A 25,249-nucleotide genomic window follows, 5' to 3' on the forward strand; every position below is an offset into this window, starting at 1 on the left:
ATCTATTTCTTAAACTCAATAAAGTTATACTTTTCCTTACTCACTGTCACATGATTGAAGAGTGATAACTTCTGTTGGAAAATCGACTAAATCATCATCATGACTAATCAAAATCACTAACTTTTGTTTTGCTAACAAGTCGGACAGGATTTGCACGACTTTTTTCTTGTTTTGTGAATCTAAAAAATTACTTGGCTCATCAAAAATATAAACATCTTTCTCCACCGCTACTGCTTCTTGCAACTGCAACAATTTTAGTTGTCCCATGGATGCACCTTGACTCAATTCATTTTTATAAAATCGACTCGCAATAGGTTCTGCAGGGCAGTATGAAAAATTCGAATTCTTTCTATAATTAGGTAAGTAAATCTCACCATGATAATTCATGCTGTAACCTACTATCGCTAAAATCAGCCGCGTCTTACCAACACCATTTTCTCCAACAATACGATAAATATGTCCTTTTTCTAAACGAGTTGTTAGTGGCTCATGCAGTTCTTCACCATCTCTCCCCAAGCTAACATACTTTTCTAAGACTATCTCTAAAATTGGAATAGACTCATACGAAATCTGAACAGGTTCCAAAAAATTGATAAAATTTTCGATAATTTTCTTACTTCCCGAGTACTCCTTATAAACATCAAGGAAGTATTCAATAGGTGTCCAAAATTGTGAAATATATAGTTGGATAGCCATTAGATCACCAATCGTAATCCAACCTTTATAAGTCTGATAACCTGATATAATCGTCGTCATCATAATCATAAAATTCAAAAATGCATAAGAAAGAAAATTTTCAAATAAAGAAGTCATTCTCACCTCCTTATTTTTACATGAAATATATTTTTTCACCAAGGGAGAGAAATCAATCAAGCTAGAATGAGCTGAAAATCGCATACTAGGCATGAGTTTATAGCTATCCACTAGATAATCGCGTATATCCTTCATACAATTCACTGTATCGGAACCAAGCTTAGATAGTCGTCCACTATATTTCTGCGAAATAAAGATAAATACAGGTATCAAAATACCTATCATCACAGCAATAGTAGGAGAAATACTCCATAAAATCCCTATAATCACAAGTGCTCGTATCAAGTACAGGAGAAGAGCAACAGGATATTCGTTAAAAAATCGTTTCAACAGCTCATAGGTCTGCCCTAATTCTTGTGTAATGGTAGCTTCAGACAATTCTGTCTCTACCATATCATAGAGCTGGATATTTTCAGCAGTTTTTTGGCAAATATTCTGCCAAACATACGATTCTGATTCTCCTTGAAGCACATCACAAAAATAATATAAAACTTGAATAAACAGAGAAATTCCTACATAAAGCACCCCGTAAACAATCATAGCATGAACTTTCTGAGATAGAATATGGTCAATAAATAACTTACTAATATAAGGAATAGCTACGGTTAGTATAGTAACAAGGGTATTCAAAATAAAGCTTTTTAGAAATAGCACTTTATTGTTATAGGATAACAATCTTTTCATCTGCATGCCTCCATAGTTAAATTTTTATCAACATATATTTTATGAACAGATATATGTTGGATAGTCCCTTCAACATCCTCCTTTGTCAATAATCCTAATTCATCTAAAAATACAATCTTGTGAAACCACTCTAAATAGTCAAACTGACAATCGCGTTCCATCTTCCCATTATTTACAAATGTATTAAATGGGCAACCTCCATAACAAAATTCATAATAAGCACAATCTTTATAAGGGCACATGCTTCCCAGACCTGTTAATTCATTAGTAACTTGACCAATACTTCCCAACTGATAGTTTTCATTCCCTACTAATGAATAGCATTTATATAAGTTACCGTTGGCATAAATTGTAAGAGAATCTTGATTTTTGAACATACAGTAGCCTCCTATTTTTAAATCATGATAATACGGTATATTTTCCTTTGATAAAAACAGCAATAAATCTAGACAAGTCTTCTTTTTAGTTTCACTATCAATATATAGAATTGAATCGTTAGGTACAGCTACAAAATCAAAATAAAGATTAAAATTTTCAAATTCTGTATACTTTTTTAAATCTAAAAATAATTTCTGGATAGATATATAATTTCTTTTAGATATGTTAACTCTAGTTAGATATGTTAACTCTAGCCTGAATGGATAAATTTTTATACTTTTCCAACATAACTGACAAGTTATTTATGATTCTATGATAAGTTCCTTTCCCTAATCGATTGCATCTTTCTAGGTTATGATAGTGCTCATCACCATCAAAAGAAACTTGAATAGCGAAATTATGACAGTCAAGAAAAGACATTATTTTATTTGTGAATATCGTTCCATTTGTAATCAAAGTATACGAAATAGGAATAGCTAGTTTCTCATCTAAAGTTTCACATAAATTTCGTATAAACTGAAAGTTATATAATGGTTCACCACCAGTAAAACAGATATCCAGAGATTTATACTTCTTAAAATTGAGTTCATCTAATATAAAATTCACAATCTTTTTACCGTCATACTCACTACTTAAGGACGGTTTCCTATCCTTATCATTCTCAAAACAATAAGAGCAAGTCAAGTTACACGACATAGTTGTAACTATATATAGTGATAATTCATCTCCCTCTACTATTCGTTTAGAGTGAATAAAGGGCACTTGTTTATCAATCTCACTTATCAAGTAAGGGAATTCTTTTAAAGATAACTTCTTGAATAGTTCCTCATCAATTTCACAAATAGATCCTGTATATAAATTTTTTAAATAAACTACATCATCTGTAGAAAAAGAATAAATTGTTTCCATAACTTATCTCCCGCTTTAAAAAGGCTGAGGGGATCCCCCTCAGCCTCATCATTATAATAGTAAAGTGATAAATTATCGCTTTTACATAAGCAACTCAAGGCAATCTAACGATAACGCCCTGGGCATTTATCTGGATGCTGCTGTACTGAGGCTAGGTGACCTTTTTTAACAACTTTGATAACATCAGTCAAATTAAGCATCGCTCTCCCTCCTTTTTTAAAAAAGAATTATACGTATAATTCTTTTTTAGAAAAGAAAAATCTCATATACTGTTAAGTAAAAATTATTTTGTATCCGTTTTCTCTGGCTTCATTGTATATCTTCTCATGTAGATTGTCAAGTATTCTTTTGAAAAATTTTTAAAATTTCGAAATTTTGCCGTTAATTTTTTAACTCAATATCAAACTGGCTACGATAGGGCTGACAAAGACATAGAGAATACCGGTAACACCGATAGCCAAACCACCCATGGCTCCTGCTACAGAGCCATATCGAAAGGCTGTCCCTGTTCCGACTGCATGGCCTGTTCCTCCAAGGGAAAGACCAACAGCTACTGGGTCGTCAATTTTCAACCACTTCAAAAGGGTTGGTCCGATGACACTGGTTAAAATCCCAGTTGCCACTACAACCACCAAGGTCACGGTCGTCAGACCTTGCAATTTTTCTGTGATTCCCACTGCCATGGCGGTTGTTACTGACTTGGGAAAGAGAGAAATGGCTAGGAAAAAATCCATGCCAAAGATTTTGGCCACAAGGGCTGTGAAAGAGGTATTGACAACTACTGCTAGCAGACTACCAAAGAGAATACTCCGAGCATGGTGCTTCATCAAGTGAAAACTCTTATAAAGCGGAATCCCTAGAGCCACGGTCGATGGGACAATCAAGTTGTTCAGATAAACCCCACCTTGGTAGTAATCTTGGTAAGAAATACCCGTCACTTTTAGAAAAATGATAATGAAAACAGCTGACAAAAGCAAGGGCGTTGTCAATGGATGAGGAAAACGTCTGTAAATCAGCATTCCCACTAGATAAGCTAGGATAGATAAGGCAAGCCCAAACAGGGGATTGGAAACAAATTCACTCATTTGGCATCTCCTTTCTCATAATCTCCCTCAAACCGTCTCTTGATAAACTGAACCACCAAGGCTATGAGGATAATATTGATAACAGCCGCAAAAAAGACAATCAAAACAATTGGCAAAAGATAGGGAGCAATCACATCAAACTTCTCCATGATTCCCACTGCTGGCGGTAAAAAGAGAATGGTCATATTGGCCAGCAAGAAATTCCCCACCATGTTGACATGCCTTGTTCTCAGCCACTTGAATTGTAGGGCTAGAAAAAGAATAATCAAACCGATAATACTGCCTGGGATAGGCAAATGAAAGAAACTAGAGATTCCCTCTCCGATTAGAGAAATCACAAAGAGAATCATTAATTGAACATATAATTTCATCCTAAACTCCACGAAATAGACTTCTTGCATACCAGTTTACTCTTTTTTCAGAAAATTTCAAGGAAATGCACAAGAGTTGATGAAAGTTTGAGAAGAAAGGGGATACAAACAATTCTTGACTTGTGAAAACAGGCATGATTTAGGATAAAATATTCCAGCGTCCTTCTTGCCAGCTCTTTTGAAAAGTAGTATAATTATTGCATGCGCAATCATCTTGTGATGCAGAGACTGTCCGTGAATGGACATTCTTCTATGTTATAACTCTAAAAAGAAAGGAGATACTATGACCTATTTGGAAAAATGGTTTGACTTCAATCGGCGTCAGAAAGAAATTGAAAGTCTCTTGGAAGAGACTATTGCCCAGCAGAGCGAGCAAAGTCTAACCTTGAAAGAGTTCTACCTGCTCTACTATCTGGACTTGGCTCAAGAAAAATCTCTACGCCAGATTGACCTGCCAGATAAACTTCATCTGAGCCCGAGCGCTGTTTCTCGGATGGTGGCTCGCTTGGAAGCCAAAAATTGCGGTCTACTTAGTCGCAGGTGTTGTGATCAAGATAGACGCTCTAGCTTTATCTGCCTGACAAGTGATGGGCAAAAGACACTAGCCTCTCTACAGAAGGCTGTCGAAGAAAGCTTGGAAACTGGTTTGGATTTCTTGATTTAAGATGACTTTAGAAAAAAGTTGCGTGCGCAATCATTTTTCTTGACATTCTCTTTTACAAGGAGTAAAATAAAATCATCATTAAACAAAGGAGTTTTTAAAATGATTGAAATTACCTATCTAGATGCCAGCAAGAACGAAAGAACTGTAACTTTCGAATCTTATGACGACTTTGATCGTTCGCAACAAGCTTGCCTTATCGGCGTCGCAGACTACTACCCTGTCCAAAAATTAACTTACAACGGTCATGATTTGGACTACCATGGGACTTATGGAGATATCTTCTTCTATCTCAAGAAACAAGATTTAAGCCAATATAACTAAAAAAGGAGAAATACAATGGCAAAAGCAATTACAGATGCAACATTTGAACAAGAAACAAAAGACGGTTTGGTCTTGGTAGACTTTTGGGCAACTTGGTGTGGTCCATGTCGTATGCAAGGTCCAATCTTGGATAAATTGTCTGAAGAACTTTCAGAAGATGTTTTGAAAATCGTTAAAATGGACGTGGATGAAAATCCAAACACAGCTCGTGCTTTTGGAATCATGTCTATCCCAACTCTTCTCTTCAAAAAAGACGGCCAAGTTGTGAAACAAGTTGCTGGTGTTCACACAGCAGAACAAATCAAGGCCATCGTTGCTGAATTGAGCTAATCAAACGAGAGACCAAGTACTTTCTTTGGTCTCTTTTTTCTTGCTCTTTGCCATTTTTCAAAAAATATGCTAGACTGTAGATAGAATATTACGATGTTTGGGACATGCCATCGCTAAAAAAAACCTCTACTTGGTATTTTTTAGCTCCTTCAAGGGAGCTTTTTGCGTGCTCTGAACATTCCCCATTTTGGAAGGAGTACTATGAAACGTCAATCAGCCTTGGTCGTCTTTAGTGGCGGTCAAGATTCTACAACCTGCCTCTTTTGGGCTAAAGAACACTATGAAACGGTCGAAGCTGTCACCTTTGCCTACGGTCAACGCCATCATCTCGAAATTCAAGTAGCTAGAGAAATCGCTAAGGAACAGGGTATTCGTCATCACATCCTAGATATGTCTCTGCTGGGGCAAATCACTGAAAATGCCTTGACTTCTGATCTAGAGATTGAGCAAAAAGAGGGAGAGATTCCCAATACCTTTGTTGACGGTCGCAATCACCTCTTTCTGTCCTTTGCGGCAGTTCTTGCCAAGCAACGTGGCATTAAAGACATCGTGACAGGTGTCTGCGAGACAGACTTCTCAGGCTACCCTGACTGCCGTGATGTCTTTGTCAAATCCCTCAATGTCACCCTCAACCTGGCCATGGATTACGACTTTGTTATCCAAACACCTCTCATGTGGCTGGACAAGGCTGAAACTTGGGAATTAGCCGACCAACTCGGTGCCTTTGACTATGTTCGTGAAAAGACATTAACCTGCTACAACGGAATTATCGGGAGTGGCTGCGGAGATTGTCCAGCCTGCCACCTACGTCAACATGGGTTAGATGTTTATCTCTCACAGAAAGGAGGGGCCTAATGTTTTTTGCACCCAAAGAAATCAAAGAGGAAACTGGGGAGTCTCTTGTCTACAATCCTCACAGAACCTTGGTATCAAAAGAGTTTACCTTCGATGCTGCCCACCACCTCTTTCACTATGAGGGAAAATGTAAGTCCCTTCATGGTCACACCTATCATTTGCAGATTGCTGTCAGTGGTTTTTTAGATGAACGTGGCATGACCTACGATTTCGGAGACATCAAAGCCATCTACAAGAACTACTTAGAACCCCACTTGGATCATCGCTATCTAAACGAAACTCTTCCCTATATGAACACGACTGCTGAAAATATGGTTTACTGGATTTTCCAAACCATGAACCAAGAGTTGCCAGACGAGCGCGGTCTCCGTTTGGAATATGTTCGCCTCTATGAAACTCCGACTGCCTTTGCAGAGTTTAGACGGGAGTGGTTAGATGACTAGGGAACGTGTCCTCAAACTACCAATTTTGGAAATTTTTGGCCCAACCTTTCAAGGCGAAGGCCGTGCAATCGGGCAGAAAACCATGTTTGTCCGCACTGCTGGTTGCGACTACCACTGCGACTGGTGCGATTCTGCCTTTACTTGGGATGGTTCTGAAAAACCAACTCGCATGACAGCTGATGAAGTCATTGCTGCCTTGGATAAATTGGGGAGCTACGACTATGTAACCCTATCTGGGGGAAATCCTGCTATCCTAGCAGCCAACATGGCTGAACTCGTCACTAAACTCAAGGAACGTGGTGTCACTCTGGCTGTTGAGACTCAAGGTTCTCGCTGGCAAAACTGGTTAAAAGATATTGACCAGGTCACTCTCAGCCCCAAACCTCCTTCCTCCAAGATGGAAGTCAACTTTGAAACTTTGGACTTTATCGTTTCCCAATTGGATCCAGGCAAAGTCACCTTTAAAATCCCTGTCTTTGATGATGCCGATTTAGCCTTTGCCAAAGGCATTCAAGATCGCTACCAACCAGATGTTCTCTTTTTATCGGCTGGAAATCCTGAGCCCAAGGCCACAGGCAATATTATCCAAGACCAACTAGATCGACTCAAAGAACTCTGGGAACGCATCGCTGCCGACGATAGCTGGGGCAATGTCCGCGTCCTTCCTCAACTCCATACCCTCCTCTACGATAACCAACGTGGTGTTTAAGATTAGAAAGAAAAAATCATGTCACAACAAGAAGAAATGAAAAACCTAAGCCTACTAGGCAACAAAGAAACCAACTACATTTTCGAGTATCAACCAGAAGTCCTAGAATCCTTTGACAATCGTCATGTGGAAAATGACTATTTTATCAAATTTAACTGTCCTGAATTTACCTCACTGTGTCCAATCACTGCTCAGCCAGACTTTGCGACGATTTATATTTCCTACATTCCTGACAAGCTCTGTGTCGAGTCAAAATCCCTCAAACTCTACCTTTTTAGCTACCGAAATCACGGAGATTTTCACGAAAACTGTATCAACACCATCGGGAAAGACTTGGTCAACTTGCTAGACCCTCGCTATTTGGAGGTTTGGGGAAAATTCACCCCTCGCGGTGGCATCTCAATTGACCCCTACTACAACTACGGTAAGCCAGGAACTAAGTATGAAGGCTTGGCAGAACAACGCCTCTTCCAACACGACCTTTATCCAGAGAAAATTGACAACCGTTAAACTCATACTCAATGAAAATCAAAGAGCAAACTAGGAAGCTAGCCACAAGTTGCTCAAAGCACTGCTTTGAGGTTGTAGATAAGACTATATATAATCCAAGGTGAAGTTGACGTGGTTTGAAGAGATTTTCGAAGAGTATAATACGAAAAAGCCCTGTTCCTCAAGATGAGGAGCAAGGCTTTTTGAGTTTCAATTATTCTTCTGTTCCAAGACAGTTTTTAGCAACGAGAGCTGCAAGAACTCCACCAACAATTGGTGCAAGAATGAAAATCCAAACTTGTTGAAGGGCTGCACCACCTACCAAGACAGCTGGTGCCAAGCTACGGGCTGGGTTTACTGAAAGTCCAGTGATGTTCAAGCCAGCTAGAATCAAAGCTGTCAATGACAAACCAATCACCAAACCAGCGATTGCGCCATTACCTTTGCTTGCTGATGTCACAGTCATGATAACCAAGACAAACAAGAATGTTGCGATTGTTTCAAACAAGAAACCACCAAAGACAGTTACACCGTTTGCCAAGGCATTTTCACCAAGACTTGCAGTTGACATACCTGAATTCGCCAAGAGGAAGAATACAGACCCTGACGCAAGGAAAGCACCGACTACTTGACCAAGGATGTAGTTTACAAGTTCAGAAGATGACAAACGTTTGTTTACAAACATAGCAATCGAAACAGCTGGATTCAAGTGAGCACCTGAAACAGTTCCGATTGAGAAAGCTGCGACTACGATTGCCAAACCAAAGGCAAAAGCAATTCCAAGGTGTCCAAGACCATCAAGACCATTTCCAAAAACAACAGCTCCTGTTCCGATGAACACAAGCATGAACGTACCGATTAACTCAGCAACAAATTTTTTCATTTTCTTTCTCCTTTTTTCAAAAACTAGATACTAGTCTATCAAAAGTAGGAAAGGGTTTCAAGAAAATTGTTTGGAAATTTTCAGGACAAAATTCTATAAAAACGGTAGTGTTTATTTGAAACATTTTTTCTAAAGTTATATACTATTAACATAGTTCGGATATGTTGTTCAACCCCTAATTTGAACTAATTTTTACAACTTTGCTGTTCTTTTATGAACGTTTGAATGGTATCATGGATACCACGGAGGAATCATATGTCTAAAGTTGCTATTGTCACAGGTGCAGGTCAAGGAATCGGTTTTGCAATCGCAAAACGATTGGTTCAAGATGGCTTTAAGGTAGGAGTCTTAGACTACAATCCTGAAACAGCTGAAAAAGCTGTTGCCGAATTATCAGCTGAAAATGCCTTTGCTGTCGTGGCCGATGTTTCGAAACAGGCCGAAGTTGCACAAGCATTTCAAAAGGTTGTTGACCATTTTGGTGATTTGAATGTTGTCGTAAATAACGCTGGTGTTGCTCCAACTACTCCTCTTGATACAATTACTGAGGAACAATTTACACGCACTTTCGGTATCAACGTTGGTGGTGTCATTTGGGGTTCACAAGCTGCACAAGCGCAATTTAAAGCACTTGGCCACGGAGGTAAAATTATCAACGCAACCTCTCAAGCCGGTGTAGTGGGCAATCCAAATCTAACTGTTTATGGTGGAACAAAATTTGCTGTTCGAGGAATTACGCAAACATTAGCACGTGATTTAGCTGACTCGGGCATCACTGTTAACGCCTACGCACCAGGTATTGTGAAAACACCAATGATGTACGATATCGCTCATGAAGTTGGTAAAAATGCAGGAAAAGATGACGAGTGGGGTATGCAGACATTTGCAAAAGATATTACTCTAAAACGTCTATCTGAACCAGAAGATGTGGCTGCTGCCGTCAGCTTCCTTGCAGGACCAGATTCAAACTACATTACAGGACAAACCATTATCGTTGATGGTGGTATGCAATTCCATTAAGATACGGGAAAAGAGGTTGGAAAATGATTCAACCTCTTTTATTAGTTTTCATTATTAGTTAGGAGGATACAATAGAAACTCTCTCAATAGGCAATATTAGCTTATCTCTAGTATTGAAAAGACTGGATAGCTTCTTTCAAGTCATCTTGTAAACTATTTCTCTGGTCAAGTTGGACATAGACTTCCAACAGACAGGATCTGAAGTTGGAAAATTTATAAAAATCTTCCCTTTCTTCTATCGGAAAATCAACAGTTTTTATCCAAGAAGTTACTTGCTCTTGCTCCAACTTCCCTTGTAAAATCGGTTCATAAAATACTCTGGCTAAACGCCAATCTTCATCATCTGTAAAACGAATCGCAATTCTTTTAAACAGTTGGCCAAGTATGTCAAATACTTCATGAATTCTGTTTTTAGGAAAGTCTGGATGACAAACTACCTCTGTCAGTAAATCTGCTCCATGTGCAAAAGCGTGAACCCAACCATACTGACTTGAAAAACCCGTTGTATCCTTTTCTTTTGAAAGATAGTGCAAGCCTTGATTTAAAAGGACATTACGAATTTCTGCTTTTAATCCCTGATAGAAAATCGATTGCTGGTTGGCATCAGCAGACAAGAGATTTGCATAAATAAGCGCCCTAAAAGAACGTTCAAGTGTTGACAAGCCTACCTTATCAATCTCTTTATCTAACCCTCCATCAGATAAAATTTCCTCAGCAATGAAATGAAATTGTTCCTGTGTAAATAGCTCTTCCTGAATCCCTCTAGCAAAGCTTGTAAAAACAAGGTCATCGCGAATTTATGGAGAAGAATCTCCCAAATGATCAAGCAACCACTGGATTTCCTCCTGGTTATAATTTGGTTTTTCTTCTGCTATTTTTCTAAGTAACTCTTGATACATGGGCAATACCTCTACATTTCTAGCAACTTGATATAATCTAGACCCCATTTCTCGACAGCATCTAAAACAACTCTGAATTCCTGTCCCATTTCGGTTAAGCTGTACTCAACTCGTGGTGGAACTTCGGCATAGACCTTTCGTTGAACAATCTTATCCTTTTCTAATTGACGGAGATGACGGGTCAAAATAGTTTGAGTAATCCCAGGCAATAATCTCTGCAATTCTTTAAATCGTTTGGTACCCGTACTCAACTGATAAATGATTACCAGTGCCCATTTCCCCGTTAAAACCCTCTGCGTTGTCGCAAATGGACAAATACCATACTCACTCACTTTATTTGTCATAAAATATCTTCTTTCTATTTTTTTTAAAAAAATTTATCTTTTAGTATCAATAAAAGTACTACTTTTGATACTAGCTATCAAAAAAGTGTCTACTTGTTTTTTTATTTGTAACTGTTACAATTATATCATAAAAAAGAAATGGAGAATAGATATGTCAACAAACTTAGAAATTTTCAACGCTTATAACCAAGCTTTAATTGCTGGTGACTTTCCTGATGTCTTTGAAACGATGGCAGACGATATTGTCTGGCATCAACCTGGTAATCATAGTATATCTGGTTCAGTTGTTGGTAAGGACAAGCTAGGAGCTCACCTGGCTACATTTGCTGAGAAAACTAATGGAACCTTTAAGGTGGTAACAAATTGGGTTTCTGACAATAAGGATTTAATCGCAGCCAATGTTACTTTTCTTGGAACACGTGCTGATGGTGCTGAACTCAATATGAACGGGATTGACCTCTTCCGTATTGAAGACGGAAAAATCAAAGAAGTTTGGCTCTTCTCTTCAGATCAAGCAGAAGAAGATAGCTTTTGGGGATAATTTAAGAGGCCAGGACAAAAAATTTTGATTTTAGGAATTCTTTATTATAAATTTTTAAAATCGATAGATTAGAAAAAAGCGAACAAGACAGAATTCTGAGTGTCAGATAACTCGTTTTGTTCGCTTTTTATATTTAAGGTTAAACTTTTGTCCCAGACTCTTTTAATTTACTCTCCCAACTGAGCACTGTAGGCGATGATCTGGTCAACTGTGTCAGACAAGAACTGAATCGTATCACGAAGTGGTTTATCTGTTGAGATATCCGCTCCGATAATCATGGCTGACTCAAGTGGTGTCTTGCTACCACCTGATTTAAGAAGATTGAGCCAGTCTTCAGCTCCAGTTTCAGAATGTTTCAGATGAAGGTAACCTGCAGTCGAGATGACTAGTCCTGCTGAGTAAGTGTAACTATACAAGCCCATGTAGTAGTGAGCTTGGCGCATCCAAGTCAAAGCTGCATCATCGTCGATTTCAATGGCATCTCCCCAGAAATCCGTCAAGACTTCCTTCATAATACTGTTGAGTTTGCTTGCCCCGAAGGTTTCTCCTTCTTCAATCAATGTATAAACCTTACGTTGGAAGGCTGCTTCCAAGAGGTGGGTGATGAAATTATGGAAGTAGGTATCTGTCAAACGGTGAGCCAGAGCGAAGCGTTTTTGACGTGGGTCGTCAGATTGGTGCTCCAAGTAGTCACTGAGGAGCAATTCATTGAAGGTCGAAGGCGCTTCGACATAGTAGGTCGACATGTGAGCATTGAAGTAACTCTGATGATTGTCTGAAAAGATGAATTGACCAGAATGCCCAATTTCATGAATCAAAGTATAGACATCACTCAAACGACCTGTCCAGCTCATGAGGACATAAGGGTGCACGCGATATGGATCCGCCGCATAACCGCCGGAATCCTTGCCACTGTTAGCAGCAAAGTCCACCCAGCGCTCTTCTTGATAGCGAGCAACTTCCTGACAATATTCTTGCCCCAAAGGTGCTACCGACTTCATGACCAAATCATAGGCATCGTCAATAGTCACTTCAGGATTAAGGGCGCTATCCAAGTCCAATTTCCAGTCAGCAAAGGTCATCTTTTCAAGACCATTTACCTTGGCAACATGCTTGAGGTATCTCTGAGCTACTGGCGCAAAATCCTTCATGATGAGGTCAATCTGACGATCAAACATGGCACGGTCCACTTCTTGCTCAGCCAGAAGATAGTCAAAGACTGAGTCGTAACCCTTCATATCTGCCAAGAGTTTTTCAGACTTGACTTGGGCTAAATAGGCTGCCGCAGCCGTATTTTGGTGCTTACGAAGCCCTTCCGAGAAGGAACGGAAGGATTTCTCACGGACTTCAGCATCCTCGTGGTTTTGGTAGAAATTTTCATAGGTAACAAAGCTATTTTTGTAAGTCTTGCCATGGGCTTCAAAGTCAGCCATTTCAAAGTCCCCAGCTCGCATCTTAGTGTAAATATCCTGCGGACTGTAGAAAACTTCACCGAGATTGGTCAAGGCCTTCTCCACATCAGCCCCAAGATAGTGGGCTTTTTTGATTTTGGCCTGACGAATAGCTGCCGTCAAGTGAGGCAATTCACCTAAACGGTCCAAAACATCCTCGTCTGCTGCCACTAGGGCATCGTCAAAGAAGGTAAGTGCTACGCTGGCATCTGTTTCAAATTCCATCCCAGCTTGAGCAATGTTGGCAAATTCTTCATTGCTATAGTCTGTCGTCTGAGGCATAAAACCATAGTTGCCAATATGGCTCATCTGAATGTAGATTTGTTCCAATTCCGCAAAGGCCTTCTCGAAATCCTCAAAAGTGTGAAGATTGCCCTTGTAGTCACGGCTAAATTGGTTGATGTCTTCGCGAGCTTTCTCGATTGCACGCAAGAAATCCTCACGGTCTTGGTATAGGGCTGTTAAATCCCAGAGTTCCTTCTCTGGAAATTCTGAACGGTGTTTTTGTTCCATTTTCTTCCTCTTATTTCTCTAATTCTAATAAAACACTAAGGGCTGATAAAGCATAAAGTGGTGCTGTTTCTGCTCGCAAAATGCGAGGACCAAGTCCTGCCAAGACTGCTCCCTTAGCTTCAAAACTCTCGATTTCCGCAGGTGACAGACCACCTTCTGGACCAAAGATAAAGAGCAATTTGGCTCCTTTTTCAAGACCAGCGACTGCTTGTAAAAGCGCAGCAGCTTCTCCTTCTTTAGCCGACTCTTCATAAGCCACTACGATGCGGTCAAACTGGTCAAGTTGGGCTAGAAAGTCTGATTTTTTCTCGAAAAGCTGAATACTTGGAACGATATTACGCTTACTTTGTTCTGCTGCTCCAAGGGCGATTTTTTCTAGTTTTTCAATCTTTTTACCCAATTTCTTGCCATCCCACTTAGCAACGGACCAATCGGCAGGAAAGGCCCAAATCTGGCTGGCACCCAGTTCCGTCACCTTTTGAGTGATAAACTCCAGCTTGTCCCCCTTGGGAAAGCCGGATGCAATGGTCACTTGGACTGGCAGTTCCACATTGTCAGCTAATTCTTCAATCAACTCAAACTGGCGCGATTCCACATCCAGCACGCGCGCCAAGCGCTTAATTCCATCATCAAAGACCAAGGTCACCTCATCATCTTCTTTCAAGCGCATAACCTGAAACATATGCTTGCTGGTTTCCTTGTCCTCGATGGTGACAGGAGAGACTGCACTCCCCTTGACAAAATACTGCTGCATGCTAGCCTCCTATCACACCGGAAATATCCTTGGTCTTCTTGAAGACACAGGCATTCCATTCCCCTTGAACCATGTGAGTTTCGAGGAAAAATCCAGCTGACTCAGCCGACTCGCGCACCATGTCCCACTTGTCTTTGATAATCCCACTCATGATGAGGTAGCCTTCATCCTTGACCAAGCGATAAGCATCATCCGTCAGATGAACGAGGATATCCGCCAAGATATTAGCCACAATCACATCTGCCTCAATCTCAACACCCTTAAGCAAGTCTCCTGCCGCTACATGAATGTTTTCCATACCAGGGTTTAGCTCAATATTTTCCTGAGCAACTCGAACTGCTACATCATCCAGGTCATAGGCAAAGATTTCCTTGGCACCAAGCAACGAGCTAGCAATGGAGAGGACGCCTGAACCAGTCCCCACATCTAGCACCGTTTCGCCACCACGAAGAATCTGTTCCAAGGCAAAAAGACTCATCTTGGTAGTTGGGTGGGTTCCTGTCCCGAAGGCCATACCAGGATCTAGCTTGATAATCTTTTCCCCAGCAGTCGCCTCATAGTCTGTCCAAGAGGGAACGATGGTTAAATCATGAGTGATACGAGCTGACTCATAGTATTTCTTCCAGTTGTCTGCCCAGTCTTCCTCAGCCAAGGCAGTGGTACCCATTTTTACCTCTCCCAAATCCATAAAATCCGTCAATTCTTCTAAGCGAGCCTGCAAATCTGCCTCAACTGTTGCTATATCAACCGTATCAGGGTAGTAGGCGGTCACCACAATTTCTTCTTGCTGCTCAACCTCTGGGAAAATCTCGCCAAAACGATCCACATTTCCCACATAGTCCATACTGTCTTCAATCGCAACACCTTGCGCTCCCAGCTCAATCAGGAGGTTGGAAACCAATTCCTCTCCCTCACGCTTAACTGTAACTTTTAACTCTTGCCATGTTTCCATATTTAAGATACCAAGCCCGTAAAACACAAAGCCAAAATAGGAAACTCTCTGAAGACGCTTGTGTCTAAGAGAAGTTTATCTTTTTGGCACAATGTTTCGGGCGGGTTCAGTTTAGAAATTTAACTGAACCATCCTTTCTAATCACTTACTTTTAAATAATCCCTCAATCTCTCTTGCAACTGAGGTACAACTTGACTGGAACTAAGAAATTCCTCGACATTCATGAGCTGATAACCCTGTCCTTCATCTCCAAAGACAATCTTGTCAAATTGGTCCTGAGCCAACTTGCCAACTAGAAATACAGATTGTTTATCCGCAAAAAGCATACTTGGATAAACCCTACTCCAAAGCAGACAATCCTCAGTCAGATGAATTCCCAGTTCTTCATAAACTTCACGCGCCGCGCACTCAAAAGGACTTTCATCCCCCTCTCGTCCACCACCTGGTAGTTCCCACATATTGGGCCAGGGAATGCTTGCCTTATCATCTCGTAAGATAGTCAGAAGCTTATCCCCACAAAACAAAGCAATCTTACAGCCTGTGAAATCAGAAATCTCTATTTCCATATTAGACTCCTTCGGTTAATTCCTTTTCCAGCTCAGCTAACCAGTTTTGATAATAGATTTTCTCATCCCGTAACATCCGGCTGCTATTCATTTTCTGCTTAGCAATCTTCATAGCCTTGTGAGTTTGAACTACATCTTTCCTTACCTTAAATTGATACCAAGCTTGAATGACCTGCATATCTGCTGTTTTTAGAGATAAAAAAGATTTGACTCCTCGAATACTTGCATATTCTTCCGCTTTCTTATTATCTCCTTCCATCAGAGCAATTTGAAGAAGGTATAATTGAGAACTAGTTTTAGACATTGGATTATCTGTTTTCTCTAGCACAGATTGCAACTGTTGCTTTGCAAGTTCTATATTATCATCCAATATGAATACCAACCCCTGAAGAGTCTGAACACTTTCTGCAAAACTCCCTCTCACATCTTCATCAACAGACATGACAAAGTCTTTTAAATCATATTCTTGGGGTGCTAGCAAGGTCTGGGCAGAATGCCTCAACATCAGGTAGGCGTATTTCGTATTTTTAGGGTATTGTAGCAATTCCCAAATTTTTGCTCCATCGGTGATGCCGACTGGCAAAATGTTATTTAGGAAGAAAGACAAATTAAGAAAAATCCAAGTCCCTGCAAAATACCAGCTTCTTGTCAAAAATCCAAACACTATCGCCAATAATATCAAGCTGAGATGAACCATCAAGCCTCCTGAAAGCATCAGGATGATTCTTTGATCGCTTTCATCCTCTTTTAAACCAATGTATTGAGCACCAACATTTTTCAGAATGGCTGTTCTACTAAGACGAAACTTGCCTGAATCTTTGGTCAAAATAAAATGTCCTAATCCAAAAGCCACCAGACGATAGCCTGTCAGATAACCACAAAAAGCATGTCCCAGCTCATGAAGAATAAAGATTAAATACATGCTTAGAAGAGCGAAGGCATAACCAAAAGTAAAGACTAAAACTGCGGAATACCCCAACTCTGCAAATGCGATTGTTCCACAAGCAAAAGCCAGCATAATAAAGACAACAGCTAGTACATAAACCAAATAAATCCCAATTTTCTTCATAAAATCTCCATCCAACTCCTAGTATCTCGGATAAGGATAAAATTCTCCCTCTTCCAAGCCCACTTTTCCTTCTTCAAAGACTTCTTGATTCCATTCCATGACGAATTCTTCTGCTTCTGGGTCTTCCAAAAAGTCCATGAGGGCATCTAGCCCAACCTCGGCAGTATCTTTAAGGAATAGCGCAAAATAAGCTAAAAATTCGCGAGAAAATCCTTTTTTAGGTAGGTAAGGGATGACAGTCAAATAGTCTTCCTCATTGACTGTTGATTTAGCAGGATTGTAAAAAAGCACTGCTTCTTCAAAGAGGATATCTTCTGATGAAACCTCTCCGTCTTCATCCACCATCTCCACGCCTGCAGCATTTTGCGCTTCTAACAAAAAACTCACTTCAACCGCGTGGTTGCGCTTATCCCAACTAATCTCAAAGTCAAAGGGAAAGTTCTTCTCCAACTCTTCCTCTAAAACATCTAAAAATCCGTATGTTGCCATTTTGTCCTCTTTCTATGCGACTCTTAAATCGCCCCGATTGCTCGGAAATATGCTAAAATAGATACTACCATCTTACCACATATACATCAGAAAATCCACGTTAGAAAGGACTGCTATGCCAGACAATCTCGCGCTTCGTATGCGCCCTAAAACCATCGACCAGGTCATTGGTCAGGAGCATCTGGTTGGACAAGGAAAAATCATACGCCGCATGGTGGAAGCCAACCGTCTGTCTTCCATGATTCTATATGGACCTCCGGGAATTGGCAAGACCAGCATTGCCTCAGCCATCGCTGGAACGACTAAGTATGCCTTTCGGACTTTCAATGCGACAGTTGATAGTAAAAAGCGACTGCAAGAAATCGCCGAAGAGGCTAAATTTTCTGGTGGCCTCGTCCTATTACTAGACGAAATTCATCGTCTTGACAAAACCAAGCAAGACTTCCTCTTGCCTCTCTTGGAAAGTGGACTAGTCATCATGATTGGGGCTACAACTGAAAATCCTTTCTTTTCTGTCACTCCTGCCATTCGTAGCCGTGTTCAAATTTTTGAGTTGGAACCTCTGTCTAACCAAGAAGTCAAAGAGGCTCTACAGATAGCTCTAAGTAACCCTGAGCGTGGTTTTGATTTTCCAGTAGAACTAGATGAGGATGCGCTGGACTTCATCGCAACCTCTACAAACGGAGACCTGCGCTCTGCCTTTAACTCACTTGATTTGGCAGTTCTCTCCACCCCAGAAAATGATGACGGCATCCGTCATATCACGCTTGACATCATGGAAAATAGTCTTCAGAGAAGCTACATCACTATGGACAAGGATGGAGATGGACATTACGATGTTCTATCTGCCCTTCAAAAGTCTATTCGCGGTTCAGATGTCGATGCCAGTCTCCACTATGCTGCCCGCTTGATTGAGGCTGGGGATCTGCCTAGTCTCGCTCGTCGTTTGACTGTTATCGCTTATGAAGATATCGGTTTGGCCAATCCTGAAGCCCAGATTCACACCGTGACTGCTCTGGATGCTGCACAAAGGATTGGTTTCCCAGAAGCCCGCATTCTCATTGCCAATGTCGTCATTGATTTGGCCCTTTCTCCAAAATCCAACTCAGCCTATGTAGCTATGGATAAGGCACTTGCTGACCTCAAAACATCAGGGCACTTGCCTATTCCGCGACACCTGCGTGATGGGCACTACAGTGGAAGCAAGGAACTGGGGAATGCCCAAGACTATCTCTATCCACACAACTATCCTGGAAATTGGGTCAAGCAAGACTATCTACCAGAAAAAATTCGTAATCATCACTATTTCCAAGCAGAAGATACTGGTAAATATGAACGGGCTTTGGCTCAAAGAAAGGAAGCTATCGACCGTTTGCGAAAAATCTGAAATCCTTTTCAAAAAATTGCACTTTCCTCTTGATTTTTTTTGAAAAAGTGGTATCATATAAACATAGAAACGCTGTGGTGTACGACTTCACACTTAAGTGTTGACCGACTATTTTTTGTATTATTAGGGAAACAAAAGTCTTCTAACAGCATGTAGGCCGTCTCACACGGAAACAGCTTCAGTTAGAGCGAGTTGCCCACCTGCTTAATTGCGCGGGTTCAATACAAACCGTGAAGATTCGGCACCAATACAGCTTTTTCTTTGCCTCCTTAGCTCAGCTGGCAGAGCAGCGGACTCTTAATCCGTGGGTCACAGGTTCGATCCCTGTAGGGGGCACTAAATACAACAGGAAAAAGCCTTAATTTCAAGGCTTTTTTGCTTGTCTATAACTGATTTGCTCCATCATTTGCCCCACTTTTAAATCTATCTTTTCTTTTTGAATCAAATTACATCTTAACAAATAGTGTAAAGCCAGTTACTTTTGCTTTGATGCCATACAATATTTTCATGTAGAGAAGACAAATTTTATCTTCTCTTTTTATTTTCAAAATGATAAAAACTGAAACTTCCAAATTTTCCATTTTGTTTATTGATATTTCCTCTAAAAAGGTGTATAATATTTTTATTATCAAACTATACTATACTATATAGGGGGTATTGAAATGAAATTTTCTAATCGTTTACTGCTATTCCTTGCAGGAGTTGTTTTTGTCCTTTTAGGACTTTTCCTATTTACAAACCCAGTAGCTAATCTTGTTGCTTACAGCTGGTGGATTGCATTTGGTTTACTGGTTTCTTCTATAGCAGCTATTTTAGGCTATTTCTCTGTACCAAAAGAGCTTCGCTCACCAGCTCATCTTTTCCAAGGGATTGTTAATCTTCTCTTAGCTCTTTACCTCGTTGCCTATGGCTTTGTGACGCTGCCAGTTGTCATTCCAACTATTTTAGGAATTTGGTTAATTGTAGAAGCCATTATAGCTTTCTTTAAAGGCAATCGTCTGGGATTGATTTTCCCTATTATTGGCAACCATATCATGTGGATAGCGTTGCTTGCATTTTTACTAGGTCTAGTGATTTTGTTCAATCCAGTAGCTACAAGTGTCTTTGTCGTTTATGTCGTTGCCTTTGCATTTTTAATTGTTGGTTTCACCTATATCCTTGATGCCTTTCGTAAATAATCTAGCTGCCATTTTGGGCATATTAAAATAGCTGGGAAGTTACATTCTCAGCTTTTTCTGTTGCCTCCTTAGCTCAGTTGGTAGAGCAGTAGACTCTTAAGCTATGGGGCGCAGGTTCGAGCCCTGCAGGGGGCACATCTAAATCAACAGAAATAAGCCTTGAAACCAAGGCTTTTTTTAACGTCTAATAGCTTTTTGTAGAAAAGTATTTAAAAATAAAAGAGAAGAGAATCTCTCACTCTCTTCTCAGTATATCTTATTAAATTTAGTTTTTCTTAATCTACCTGATTTTCCTTTGCAACGACAAATTCTTTAACCAGTCGATAGATAACAGCAAATACGGGGGTAAAGAATATCATTCCAAGTAGTCCGAAAAGATTCCCTCCAATACTAGCAGCCGCAAGCGTGAAAATAGCTGGCAAACCAATAGACTGACCTACAACTCTAGGATAAATAAGGTTTCCTTCAATCAGCTGTATAACTTGATATAGAAGAAGAGAAAGTAAGGCTTGAGTAGGACTCACTGTGAAGATAAAAATCGCTCCCACAACACAAGCAATCATAGGCCCTACATAAGGAATGAACGATAGCACTCCTGCAAAGATACCTGTCATTACTCCATAGGGTATCCCAAACACGCTGTAACCAACCGCTATCATAACTCCTATGATAACTGCTTCAATCAGCTGACTCATCAAAAATTGGTCATAAGTCTCTAGTGCTACTTGTCCAATGTAAGTCAACTTTATCACCACCTTCTCTGGAAGAAAAACTTTTAGAAGTCGACTCGTCATCGCTGCCAAATGTTCCTTACTGGATAAAAATAAAAAGGTGAAGACTATAATCAAAAAGGCATTCATCAAACTTGAAAAAATATTGCCGATATTACTAGTCAGACCTGATAAAAAACCTATCAAAGCTTGGCTAATAGAACTAGATTGTCCCTGTATGCCTGATACGATAGTTGACAACATGTCTTTGGTTACAAATTCCGAGCTGCCTAGCAATTTCCCAAGTTGAGTAAGGACTGTTGAAAGGACTGTTCCCAGCTGACTAATAGTCTGGGCTAGGGTTGGCAGCACCAAAACCAAAAGAGCAATCACGATTAAGATAAGAGCTAGGAAAACAAGTACCATGGCAATCGGACGACGCAACTCTGCCTTTACCTTCAATTTAACTAAGTACTGTTCAATTTTTTTCATAGGAACATTAAGCACAAAAGCAATAACAGCACCATAAATCAAGGTTGATATTACATCAAAGAGAGAGATTGCTCCTGATATAAAGCTCGATGCATTCAGAATTACAAGAGCAACCAGCCCTATAAAAAGTATTAACGGGGTGTATTTTTTTACTAAGTTCATAAATTCTCCTTAATAAACATGTTTAGATACGACTATACTATTTGGTTTTTCAAACTCTCGATTAAGGTAGGCTTGGTAAGTTCCTGGAGCGATAAATCCTTTGGGTGAGAGGATATCGGTGCCAGCCTGACCGACTATGGTATCAGCCAAGAGCACACAGTTTGTAGATAAGACAAAGTAGGATTTAAACTTAGATTTGATAAATTTATAAAGTTCCCCATCTGTCTCATGTCTGATTTTATAAGCGTAGGTGTAGTCTTCCTTACCATCACCTGTCATGATTTTATCTGCACTTGGCTCCCATGGAATCGTCAGTTGTTTCAATTCAGCCAACTTTTTCTGAACTGCTTTTTCCATTTCAGGCGTCAAATCTATCCCATAACCAAAAAGCGTTTTTTGACTCTCACGTTTACATAGGTCAATGTACTTGTCACGATCACAGAAATATAAGACACCATCTCCTACCATGCCAAATAAGGTCTCAGAAGACGGATCATAGTTGCCATAAGAAATAACACGGCCCTGATAGCAGATATCCACATGACCAATAGCTGAAAACAGGGAGGTCTCAGCTGTATGAACAAAAATTTCTAGCTCTGCTGTCTTACCAGACTTCACTATTCCAAGATGGATATCTTCTTCCTCATCAGCATTTTCCAGCATAAATTTGTTAATTTTTGCTAAAGTTCTTGCAGGGATGAGAGCGGCTAGGACAATAGGTAAGCTAATTCTAATGCGACGTTTGAGATGGTTTTTCCCAATTTCCTCCTCAAACAAGAAACCATCACGGATATTGGACACACCATAAAGGAAAAAATAAGCCCCTAATACAAAGAGTTGAAAGACAGAATTTCCTGTAGAGGACAAAAGACTAGTCCCACCAAGAAAAACTAGTACGAGTCCATCTAGTAAGAGACGAAAACGAGGTCGAATTTTGTTTTTGCGGTAGAGAACATAGGTGACAAGGTTAATACTAGCATGAAAAATCTGATAAACTCCAATCACAAGAGCCAAAATATAAATCGGCACATCCGTCGCAAGATTGGAGCCAAGCAAATATCCCAGCACTAACAATTTAACCAGTGCAACTCCCAAGGTGTCCGTTGACTGACTTTTTTTGAAAATACGTAATACTAAATCTAAGACCGTTGCTATCCAAGCTAAAAACAGAACCAGTCGAATAACCTTTACTGGCAACCAAGTCCCCGTGACCATCAAGATGAGACCTAGCAGAACAAACAAGAACCCCTGAGCAAGTAATTTCTTACCTGTCAGACCTAAAGATAGAATTTTCGCCATATAAAAACCTTTCAACAATAAAAATTAAACACTCCGATTAAACTGACTAGTAAATAGCCAACACTACAAACAGCCTGTGCCAGCAACATATGGTGACTAGAAATGACTGTAGTAATGTCACCATCTTGTCTTATGCACTTCTAAAATTTATTATATTGATTAGGAACCAGAGCTTATAAAAACTAGCTAAACTCGAGAGATAGACACAATTGCGACGAAAAAATGTATAACCAATTCAACTTGTTAAGGTAAGAAAGCATTATTTCCAATCTATTAATTATTCATCTATTACCTATTATGACACAATATTCCCTATAGTTCAACTTTTTACTTGTTTTTATATTACACGGACTAAAAAGTTTTCAACAGTTGATTGCATTTGTTTTAATAAGTTTTAACCTTTCTTGGTTAGATAAAAAAAGAACCATACAGTTTAGAATCTGTATGGTTTTTGCCCCACTTTTGTCCCATTTTTAAATCATGACATTGAAAATACCTAAAATCACTTATATTTCAATATTTTTAATTGCTCTCAATATGAAAGTCCTTTCCAAATCCCTGTAGGGGGCATCTAAATCAACAGGAAAAAGCCTTGGAATCAAGGCTTTTTTGTGTAGTCTTAGCACTAAAAAACGATAGAAAAAACACCCCTTCTGAACTGCACCCCAAAAGTTAGACAGAAAAAACCTAACTTTTGTGGCGCAGTTCATTCGCGTCACATGAAGTTATTTAAGCATCTCCTTTTTTTTTATTACCATTTTATGTTATAATAAATTGTACTTCTAAAATAGAAAGGTCTTAAAATGACAACTCTTATTAAACATAAACGTGTAGAATTTTCAGAACTTTTTTATGACCTAGTTTTTGTTTTTGCAATTTCAAAAGTAACTACTTTAATTGAGCATCTTCATAACGGTATTTTGACTTGGAATTCTTTCCTTGATTTTTTCATGTCTGTCTTGCTTCTCACTGATTCATGGATGATTCAAACCGTTTATACCAATCGCTATGGAAAGAACTCTTTATTTAACATGGTAATCATGTTTATCAAAATGGGACTTTTACTCTTTATAGCCAATATGATTGGACCTGATTGGCAACAATATTTTCATTATGTCTGTTGGGCTATTGGTACATTAACCCTTACCTTATTTTTTCAATATTTGGTTGAGTTTTTTAAAAAATCAACCGATAATGTTCATAGGGAAAGTATCAAAGGTTTTCTATGGATAACAGGTCTACGAAGTTTAGAAATCTATCTAGCAGCTCTTCTTCCTATTTACATTGGAGTCTATATCCTTTATGCTAGTATTCTGCTAACATTTATTACGCCAATTACCTCGATTAGTAAAGATGATCATTTCCAGATAGTTCTCCCCCATTTAATCGAGCGCATCTCCCTTCTTGTCATTATTACGTTTGGAGAGATGATTATGGAGCTAGCTAACTTCTTTACAATCGAGAATTTCTCGATTTATTCGGTTCTTTATTTCATTATTATGATTTCTCTGTTCTTGTTTTATTTTGGTCAATTCGACCATGCTATTGATGAAAAATCTAATCAAAAGGGACTATTTCTAATTTACAGTCACTATCCTATTTTCATTGGACTTATGATGATGACTGTATCGATGAGTTTTCTTCAGAATCCTGAAGCTAATCGTCTCTTTGCAACCAGCTTCTCTTATATCGGATTTGGCCTCTTTCAAGCTGCTGTCCTAGTAAATGGGCCCTATAACAAACACTATCTTCGCTATTCGAAAAGTTACTACTGTGTCCAAGCGACACTCTATCTGGCTGCCTTGATTCTCTCTTTAATCTTTGCTTCTAATCCTATAATAGTAGTGAGTATAACAACCATTTTAGCTCTAGCTATAGCCATTCATTTTATTTATTTTTATATGACACAGAATAAAAAATATTCCAAATCTAACTGGGAGTTATTTTAATGAGTTTATAAGATTAAAAAAGCTTTGGGAACCAAGGCTTTTTGCTTTCTATCTAAACTTTTTCATAAGGTATTTTCGTACAGGTGCTTCAATGGTTTGAACGATTTCAAATCCTTCTTTTTGATAGAGGTGCTTGGCTGCTTGATTTGACTCGAAGACATTTAGAGAAATACTATCTGTATCTCCTTTTTCAAAGGCCAAACTAACAAATTTCCTTACAGCCTTGCTACCTAAGCCTTGCCTCTGCTTCTGGGGGTTGATACAAAATCTTCCAATATGAAGATTCCTGTCTTCTAGCCTGATTTTCTGGATAAGCCCCACAAACTCTGGTCCATCAAAGATAGAAAAGATTCCTTCCAAATCTTGCAAGACCTGAATTGTCAAGGGAAAAGAAATCATTGGTCCCATCCATTGTTCTTGAAAGGATTTGCCAAGGGAGTTGGACCATTGGCATACGAGTTGAGCGTTTTCTGGGCTCACATTTTCTTCAAAACGAATTGTCATCTTGACCTCACTATCTTGTCTATGTTTCTCCATTAT

At 39.5% G+C, this 25,249-nt stretch carries 29 protein-coding genes and 2 tRNA genes; 14 read left to right on the plus strand and 17 right to left on the minus strand.

What is annotated here, in order from left to right; all coding sequences use genetic code 11:
* Positions 1–36: 36 nt before the first annotated feature.
* The 5 genes from O3601_RS04110 to O3601_RS04130 all read right to left on the minus strand — a co-directional run bounded on the left by O3601_RS04110 (position 37) and on the right by O3601_RS04130 (position 4,240).
* Entirely contained in the window at positions 37–1,497 is a 1,461-nt protein-coding gene (locus O3601_RS04110; RefSeq protein WP_261011098.1) for an ABC transporter ATP-binding protein, read from the minus strand.
* On the minus strand, positions 1,494–1,874 hold the full coding sequence (locus O3601_RS04115) for an SPASM domain-containing protein (protein WP_371471270.1): 381 nt from the start codon (positions 1,872–1,874) through the stop codon (positions 1,494–1,496). The genes O3601_RS04110 and O3601_RS04115 overlap by 4 nt, the downstream gene beginning before the upstream one ends.
* Before the next feature lie 232 nt (positions 1,875–2,106).
* Positions 2,107–2,784 (minus strand): radical SAM protein, encoded by a 678-nt coding sequence (locus O3601_RS04120; protein WP_371471272.1) that lies wholly within the window; start codon positions 2,782–2,784, stop codon positions 2,107–2,109.
* A gap of 389 nt (positions 2,785–3,173) precedes the next feature.
* Positions 3,174–3,869 carry an LrgB family protein gene (locus O3601_RS04125; RefSeq protein ID WP_001288952.1) on the minus strand — a complete coding sequence of 232 codons (696 nt, stop codon included), beginning with the start codon at positions 3,867–3,869 and terminating at the stop codon, positions 3,174–3,176.
* Entirely contained in the window at positions 3,866–4,240 is a 375-nt protein-coding gene (locus O3601_RS04130) for a CidA/LrgA family protein (protein WP_000781325.1), read from the minus strand. Before O3601_RS04130 ends, O3601_RS04125 begins: the two co-directional genes overlap by 4 nt.
* Before the next feature lie 283 nt (positions 4,241–4,523).
* Here O3601_RS04130 and O3601_RS04135 point away from each other — a divergent pair, with 283 nt between their 5' ends.
* The 7 genes from O3601_RS04135 (at position 4,524) to queF (ending at position 8,072) form a co-directional block, all read left to right on the plus strand.
* Positions 4,524–4,904, plus strand: a complete 381-nt coding sequence (locus tag O3601_RS04135; protein ID WP_000221632.1) for a MarR family winged helix-turn-helix transcriptional regulator — start codon at positions 4,524–4,526, stop codon at positions 4,902–4,904.
* A 99-nt stretch (positions 4,905–5,003) separates the two neighbouring features.
* Entirely contained in the window at positions 5,004–5,225 is a 222-nt protein-coding gene (locus O3601_RS04140) for a DUF4649 family protein (RefSeq protein ID WP_000570250.1), read from the plus strand.
* Positions 5,226–5,240: 15 nt separating this feature from the next.
* On the plus strand, positions 5,241–5,555 hold the full coding sequence (gene trxA, locus O3601_RS04145; protein WP_001029581.1) for a thioredoxin: 315 nt from the start codon (positions 5,241–5,243) through the stop codon (positions 5,553–5,555).
* A 201-nt stretch (positions 5,556–5,756) separates the two neighbouring features.
* A complete protein-coding gene (queC, locus tag O3601_RS04150; RefSeq protein WP_371471275.1) occupies positions 5,757–6,410 on the plus strand; it encodes a 7-cyano-7-deazaguanine synthase QueC in 654 nt (217 codons plus the stop codon).
* Positions 6,410–6,853: a 6-carboxytetrahydropterin synthase QueD gene (queD, locus tag O3601_RS04155; RefSeq protein WP_371471277.1), complete on the plus strand. Its 444-nt coding sequence runs from the start codon at positions 6,410–6,412 to the stop codon at positions 6,851–6,853. Before queC ends, queD begins: the two co-directional genes overlap by 1 nt.
* Positions 6,846–7,562 carry a 7-carboxy-7-deazaguanine synthase QueE gene (gene queE / locus O3601_RS04160; protein ID WP_371471279.1) on the plus strand — a complete coding sequence of 239 codons (717 nt, stop codon included), beginning with the start codon at positions 6,846–6,848 and terminating at the stop codon, positions 7,560–7,562. The genes queD and queE overlap by 8 nt, the downstream gene beginning before the upstream one ends.
* A gap of 18 nt (positions 7,563–7,580) precedes the next feature.
* Positions 7,581–8,072 carry a preQ(1) synthase gene (queF, locus tag O3601_RS04165; RefSeq protein ID WP_000082587.1) on the plus strand — a complete coding sequence of 164 codons (492 nt, stop codon included), beginning with the start codon at positions 7,581–7,583 and terminating at the stop codon, positions 8,070–8,072.
* A gap of 193 nt (positions 8,073–8,265) precedes the next feature.
* Here the strand turns inward: queF and O3601_RS04170 are convergent, their stop codons facing one another.
* Entirely contained in the window at positions 8,266–8,934 is a 669-nt protein-coding gene (locus O3601_RS04170) for an MIP/aquaporin family protein (protein WP_371471281.1), read from the minus strand.
* A gap of 255 nt (positions 8,935–9,189) precedes the next feature.
* Between O3601_RS04170 and O3601_RS04175 the strand changes: the two genes are divergently transcribed.
* Positions 9,190–9,954, plus strand: a complete 765-nt coding sequence (locus tag O3601_RS04175) for a (S)-acetoin forming diacetyl reductase (protein ID WP_000048147.1) — start codon at positions 9,190–9,192, stop codon at positions 9,952–9,954.
* 107 nt (positions 9,955–10,061) lie between these two features.
* On the opposite strand, the gene O3601_RS04180 is transcribed toward O3601_RS04175, so the two are convergent.
* Together O3601_RS04180 and O3601_RS04185 are read right to left on the minus strand one after the other, a co-directional pair.
* Positions 10,062–10,751 carry a DUF2785 domain-containing protein gene (locus tag O3601_RS04180; protein ID WP_371471340.1) on the minus strand — a complete coding sequence of 230 codons (690 nt, stop codon included), beginning with the start codon at positions 10,749–10,751 and terminating at the stop codon, positions 10,062–10,064.
* Between the two features lie 113 nt (positions 10,752–10,864).
* Positions 10,865–11,197, minus strand: a complete 333-nt coding sequence (locus O3601_RS04185; protein ID WP_000182730.1) for a helix-turn-helix domain-containing protein — start codon at positions 11,195–11,197, stop codon at positions 10,865–10,867.
* Positions 11,198–11,348: 151 nt separating this feature from the next.
* Here O3601_RS04185 and O3601_RS04190 point away from each other — a divergent pair, with 151 nt between their 5' ends.
* A complete protein-coding gene (locus tag O3601_RS04190) occupies positions 11,349–11,738 on the plus strand; it encodes a nuclear transport factor 2 family protein (protein ID WP_371471283.1) in 390 nt (129 codons plus the stop codon).
* Positions 11,739–11,905: 167 nt separating this feature from the next.
* On the opposite strand, the gene pepF is transcribed toward O3601_RS04190, so the two are convergent.
* The 6 genes from pepF to O3601_RS04220 all read right to left on the minus strand — a co-directional run bounded on the left by pepF (position 11,906) and on the right by O3601_RS04220 (position 17,532).
* Positions 11,906–13,702 carry an oligoendopeptidase F gene (gene pepF, locus O3601_RS04195; protein WP_371471285.1) on the minus strand — a complete coding sequence of 599 codons (1,797 nt, stop codon included), beginning with the start codon at positions 13,700–13,702 and terminating at the stop codon, positions 11,906–11,908.
* Between the two features lie 10 nt (positions 13,703–13,712).
* Positions 13,713–14,456, minus strand: coding sequence for a 16S rRNA (uracil(1498)-N(3))-methyltransferase (locus tag O3601_RS04200; RefSeq protein WP_371471287.1), 744 nt, complete (start codon positions 14,454–14,456; stop codon positions 13,713–13,715).
* A gap of 1 nt (position 14,457) precedes the next feature.
* Positions 14,458–15,408: a 50S ribosomal protein L11 methyltransferase gene (prmA, locus tag O3601_RS04205; RefSeq protein WP_371471289.1), complete on the minus strand. Its 951-nt coding sequence runs from the start codon at positions 15,406–15,408 to the stop codon at positions 14,458–14,460.
* Between the two features lie 137 nt (positions 15,409–15,545).
* Positions 15,546–15,974 carry an NUDIX hydrolase gene (locus O3601_RS04210; RefSeq protein ID WP_371471290.1) on the minus strand — a complete coding sequence of 143 codons (429 nt, stop codon included), beginning with the start codon at positions 15,972–15,974 and terminating at the stop codon, positions 15,546–15,548.
* Position 15,975: 1 nt separating this feature from the next.
* Positions 15,976–17,043 carry a M50 family metallopeptidase gene (locus O3601_RS04215; protein ID WP_371471291.1) on the minus strand — a complete coding sequence of 356 codons (1,068 nt, stop codon included), beginning with the start codon at positions 17,041–17,043 and terminating at the stop codon, positions 15,976–15,978.
* Positions 17,044–17,061: 18 nt separating this feature from the next.
* Entirely contained in the window at positions 17,062–17,532 is a 471-nt protein-coding gene (locus O3601_RS04220; protein WP_000257127.1) for a DUF3013 family protein, read from the minus strand.
* A 115-nt stretch (positions 17,533–17,647) separates the two neighbouring features.
* Between O3601_RS04220 and O3601_RS04225 the strand changes: the two genes are divergently transcribed.
* The 4 genes from O3601_RS04225 to O3601_RS04240 all read left to right on the plus strand — a co-directional run bounded on the left by O3601_RS04225 (position 17,648) and on the right by O3601_RS04240 (position 20,232).
* Positions 17,648–18,919 (plus strand): replication-associated recombination protein A, encoded by a 1,272-nt coding sequence (locus O3601_RS04225; protein WP_371471293.1) that lies wholly within the window; start codon positions 17,648–17,650, stop codon positions 18,917–18,919.
* 263 nt (positions 18,920–19,182) lie between these two features.
* Positions 19,183–19,255, plus strand: a tRNA-Lys gene (locus O3601_RS04230).
* Positions 19,256–19,581: 326 nt separating this feature from the next.
* Positions 19,582–20,097: a DUF308 domain-containing protein gene (locus O3601_RS04235; RefSeq protein WP_000672739.1), complete on the plus strand. Its 516-nt coding sequence runs from the start codon at positions 19,582–19,584 to the stop codon at positions 20,095–20,097.
* Between the two features lie 62 nt (positions 20,098–20,159).
* Positions 20,160–20,232: transfer RNA gene (locus tag O3601_RS04240), tRNA-Lys, on the plus strand.
* A gap of 140 nt (positions 20,233–20,372) precedes the next feature.
* On the opposite strand, the gene O3601_RS04245 is transcribed toward O3601_RS04240, so the two are convergent.
* Both O3601_RS04245 and O3601_RS04250 read right to left on the minus strand, forming a co-directional pair.
* Positions 20,373–21,461 carry an AI-2E family transporter gene (locus O3601_RS04245; RefSeq protein ID WP_004193676.1) on the minus strand — a complete coding sequence of 363 codons (1,089 nt, stop codon included), beginning with the start codon at positions 21,459–21,461 and terminating at the stop codon, positions 20,373–20,375.
* Between the two features lie 9 nt (positions 21,462–21,470).
* On the minus strand, positions 21,471–22,760 hold the full coding sequence (locus tag O3601_RS04250; RefSeq protein WP_221161073.1) for a DUF308 domain-containing protein: 1,290 nt from the start codon (positions 22,758–22,760) through the stop codon (positions 21,471–21,473).
* A gap of 803 nt (positions 22,761–23,563) precedes the next feature.
* Between O3601_RS04250 and O3601_RS04255 the strand changes: the two genes are divergently transcribed.
* Positions 23,564–24,709, plus strand: coding sequence for a low temperature requirement protein A (locus O3601_RS04255; RefSeq protein ID WP_265476565.1), 1,146 nt, complete (start codon positions 23,564–23,566; stop codon positions 24,707–24,709).
* Between the two features lie 48 nt (positions 24,710–24,757).
* On the opposite strand, the gene O3601_RS04260 is transcribed toward O3601_RS04255, so the two are convergent.
* The gene (locus O3601_RS04260; RefSeq protein WP_371471341.1) at positions 24,758–25,213 is read right to left on the minus strand and encodes a GNAT family N-acetyltransferase; all 456 of its coding nucleotides are present in this window, start codon (positions 25,211–25,213) and stop codon (positions 24,758–24,760) included.
* Positions 25,214–25,249 lie beyond the last annotated feature (36 nt).

Source organism: Streptococcus sp. 20925_1_69, assembly GCF_041432365.1.
In the GTDB taxonomy this organism is placed as follows: domain Bacteria; phylum Bacillota; class Bacilli; order Lactobacillales; family Streptococcaceae; genus Streptococcus.